This is a genomic window from Synechococcus sp. R55.7, from assembly GCF_047461955.1.
Lineage (GTDB): Bacteria > Cyanobacteriota > Cyanobacteriia > Thermostichales > Thermostichaceae > Thermostichus.
Genome location: NZ_JANSIC010000012.1, coordinates 15,674 through 19,305, shown reverse-complemented (window position 1 = coordinate 19,305; position 3,632 = coordinate 15,674). Strand labels below are relative to the sequence as shown.

2 protein-coding genes and 1 pseudogene are annotated in these 3,632 nt (G+C 59.9%); 1 reads left to right on the top strand and 2 read right to left on the bottom strand.

The annotated features are described in order from the left end of the window. The first annotated feature begins 257 nt into the window (after positions 1-257). Entirely contained in the window at positions 258-1,958 is a 1,701-nt protein-coding gene (locus NW820_RS01505) for an ABC transporter permease (protein ID WP_414406489.1), read from the top strand. A gap of 5 nt (positions 1,959-1,963) precedes the next feature. Here NW820_RS01505 and NW820_RS01500 read toward each other — a convergent pair whose 3' ends face one another. Together NW820_RS01500 and NW820_RS01495 are read right to left on the bottom strand one after the other, a co-directional pair. After that, entirely contained in the window at positions 1,964-2,908 is a 945-nt protein-coding gene (locus NW820_RS01500; protein ID WP_414330493.1) for a F0F1 ATP synthase subunit gamma, read from the bottom strand. 61 nt (positions 2,909-2,969) lie between these two features. Next, positions 2,970-3,632 (bottom strand): annotated as a pseudogene (locus NW820_RS01495) (F0F1 ATP synthase subunit alpha); the annotation flags it as partial.

The window sequence follows — 3,632 nt, the reverse complement described above, 5'->3', positions numbered from 1 at the left end:
GGTTGGCCATTCTCAACTCAACTACCCTAGCGATAGTTAACGACGACGACTTTGGCATCGTCTCGGAAAAGGGCGCGGCTCAAGAAAAAACTATGCCTTACCTTGGTAACAAGCAAGACGAGAACATCGTTTATTTCGTTAAGCTGCCCAAGAGCTTGTTTTGAGAGAAAACTTGGTTGGGGATCCCTGGAGGATCCCCTTTTCTTCCCCAGGAGTTGCTCAAGAGGTAGCTCCCGCCTGTTGAGATGGACAAAGAGATGAGGTTGAAGTTGTTGAGCAAATCTCTGCCGGGAAGTGGCTTCTTTCCTCTGAACGGCTGGGCGCTTCTGACTCTGACCCTCAGCGGTCTCATTCTCGTTCCTGTCCTTACGGTGTTGCTCAGCCTTTTTGCGGACGAGCGGCAGGTTTGGGAGCACCTGGCCGATACGGTCTTGGGGCTTTATGTGCGCAATAGCCTGGTGATGATGGCAGGGGTGGCGGCGGGGGTCATCCTGGTGGGCAGTGGCACTGCCTGGCTGGTGACCATGTGTCAGTTTTGGGGGCGGGCCTGGCTGGAGTGGATGTTGGTGCTGCCCCTGGCGGCCCCCACCTATGTGTTGGCCTACGCCTACACCGATTTTTTGCAGGTAACCGGCGGTTTCCAGATCTGGCTGCGGCGGGTAACAGGTTGGGGGATCGGCGACTACTGGTTCCCTAACATTCGCTCGTTGTGGGGGGCGATCCTGCTGCTGATCCTCACCCTCTATCCCTATGTTTACCTCTCGGCCCGGCTGGCCTTTCAGGAGCAATCGGTGGCCTGCTTAGAGGTAAGCCGCTCCTTGGGCTACGGGCCTTGGGCCAGCTTTTTCAAGGTGGCTTTGCCGCTGGCCCGACCGGGGATCGTGGCCGGCTGTCTGCTGGCCTTGATGGAAACCCTCAACGATTTCGGCACCGTCAGCTATTTCGGGGTAGATACCTTTACAACCGGCATCTACCGCACCTGGACGGCCCTGGGCAATCCGGTGGCGGCGGCTCAGCTTTCGGCGCTGCTGTTGCTGCTGGTGTTGCTGCTGATAACGATGGAGCAGGTCTCCCGCCGGCGGGCGCGCTACTATCGCCAAGGGTTCAAACCCACCCCAACCCGTTACCGCCTACAAGGGATCCGGGCGGTGGGGGCTTGGCTAGCCTGTGGGATCCCGATTGGGCTGGGCTTCGTCGTTCCGGCCTTGATCCTGCTCCACATGACCCTGCGGCAGGGGGAGTTGGGTCGCCGCTTTTGGAGCTACGCCCAGAACAGCTTTTGGCTATCCACCATCACGGCTATCATTGCTGTTTCCGTGTCGGTGGTGGTGCTTTACGGGCTGCGCATGCAGGGGCTAGGACGGGCGGGATCCCCGTGGGGCCTGCGGCTGGCAGTGCAGTTGTCTTCTCTGGGCTATGCGCTGCCTGGGGTGGTGATTGCAGTGGGGGTTCTGATTCCCCTAGGGTGGTTGGATCAACTGCTGAGCTACCTGCGGCAGGTGGTGCTGCAACAGCCACCTGGCCTGGTGATCAGTGGCACCCTCACGGCTTTGGTGTTCGGCTACCTGGTGCGGTTTTTGGCCGTGGCTTTGGCCACCGTCGAGGCCACGCTGCTGCGCATTCCCCCCAGTTTGGATGAAGCGGCCCGCAGCCTGGGACAGGGATCCCTGGGCACCCTGTGGCAGGTGCATTTGCCCTTGATGAGGGGTGGCCTCTTGGGGGCTATGCTGCTGGTATTTGTGGATGTGATGAAGGAGCTGCCGGCCACGATGGTGCTGCGGCCCTTCAACTTCGACACCTTGGCGGTGCAAACCTACCGCTTGGCAGCCGATGAGCGTCTGGCGGAAGCAGGGGCACCGGCCTTGGCCATTGTCTTGGTGGGGATCTTGCCGGTGATTCTGCTCAACTCCCAGATGGCGCGACAACGCAACCTCGGCTCCTCAGGGGATCCCCTCTGAGAAGTCTACAGGGCTTCTGCTCCGGCCACCACCTCCAGGATCTCCTGAGTAATAGCCGCCTGGCGAGCTTTGTTGTAGGCAAGACCCAGCGTGCGAATGAGCTCGCTGGCATTGTCGCTGGCGTTGTTCATGGCCGTCATGCGAGCTGCCAATTCGCTGGCCGCCGCCTCCTGCAAGGCCCGTAGCAACTGGTTGTTCAGGTACAGCGGCAGCAGTGCATCCAAAATCTGCACGGGATCCTGCTCAAAGATCATGTCCTGAGGTGGGGCCGAGACCGCTGCGATGACTTTGCTGCGCTCGACAGTAAACTCTCCGCCCCGCACCAAAAGACGAAAAATTTCATCGTCTTGAGTGGCCAACCGCGACGGATCGAGGGGCAACAGGGATTGCACCACCGGACGGGAGCTGATCAAAGAGACAAAGCGGGTATAGAGCAGCTCTACCTTGTCCACCTTCTCCGACAAGAAGGCCGAGAGGAGCTGATCCCCAATCTGGGCAGCCTCAGCCGCCGTGGGGATCTGCGACAAATTCACGTAGGTCTTGGCGATGGGAGCGGAGCGCCGCTGGAAATACTGCACCGCCTTGCGTCCCACCAGGTAAAGCTGCACCTGCTGCCCTGTCTCCTGCAGCTCGCGAACCCGCTCCTCGGTGCGCTTAATCACGTTGGCGTTGTAGGCTCCGCACAAGCCCCGATCCCCGGCCACCACCAACAGCCCCACCGTCTGGATGGGGCGCTGCTTCAGCAGAGGCAAGTTGACATCTTCCAGCCGCAGCCGAGTTTGCAGCCGATAGAAAACCTGGGCCAGTCGGTCGGCAAAGGGACGGGTGGCCATCACTTGCTCTTGGGCGCGCCGCACCCGAGCTGCTGCCACCAGCCGCATGGCCTCGGTAATTTTGCGGGTGTTTTTCACCGCCTTGATGCGATCGCGGATGCGCTTGAGGTTTGCCATAACCTACTCCCTCTATTTTGGTGGTCGACAGGGATCCGGGCCAGGAGAGATCCGCGTCACCCTAGGCCGCCTTGGCCACGAAGCTCTGCTTGAACTCTGTGATGGCCGTTTTCAAGATTTCTTCTGCCTCGTCGGTGAGTTGCTTGGTGGAGAGGACGATCTCGCCGTACTTGGGATGGGTGGTGCCCAGGTAAGCCAAGAGGCCCTGCTTGAAGCTGGAGACCTTCTCCACCGGAATGTCATCCAAATAGCCTCGCGTCCCCGCATAGATAATGGCCACCTGCTGATCCAGAGACAGGGGAGAGTACTGTGGCTGCTTCAGCAACTCCTGCAGCCGTTGGCCGCGGGCCAGTTGCTTTTGGGTAGCCTCATCCAGGTCAGAGGCAAATTGGGCAAAGGCCTCCAGATCGCGGTATTGCGCCAGTTCCACCTTGATGGAGCCAGCCACCTTTTTCATCGCCTTGGTCTGAGCTGCCGAGCCGACGCGGCTGACGGAAATCCCGACGTTGATGGCCGGGCGGATGCCAGCGTTGAACAGATCCGATTCCAAGAAGATCTGCCCATCGGTGATGGAGATAACATTGGTGGGAATGTAGGCCGACACGTCATTGGCCTGGGTTTCCACGATCGGCAGTGCCGTCATGGATCCCTCTCCCAGTTGGCTGCTCAGCTTGGCGGCTCGCTCCAATAGCCGCGAGTGCAGGTAGAACACATCCCCAGGATA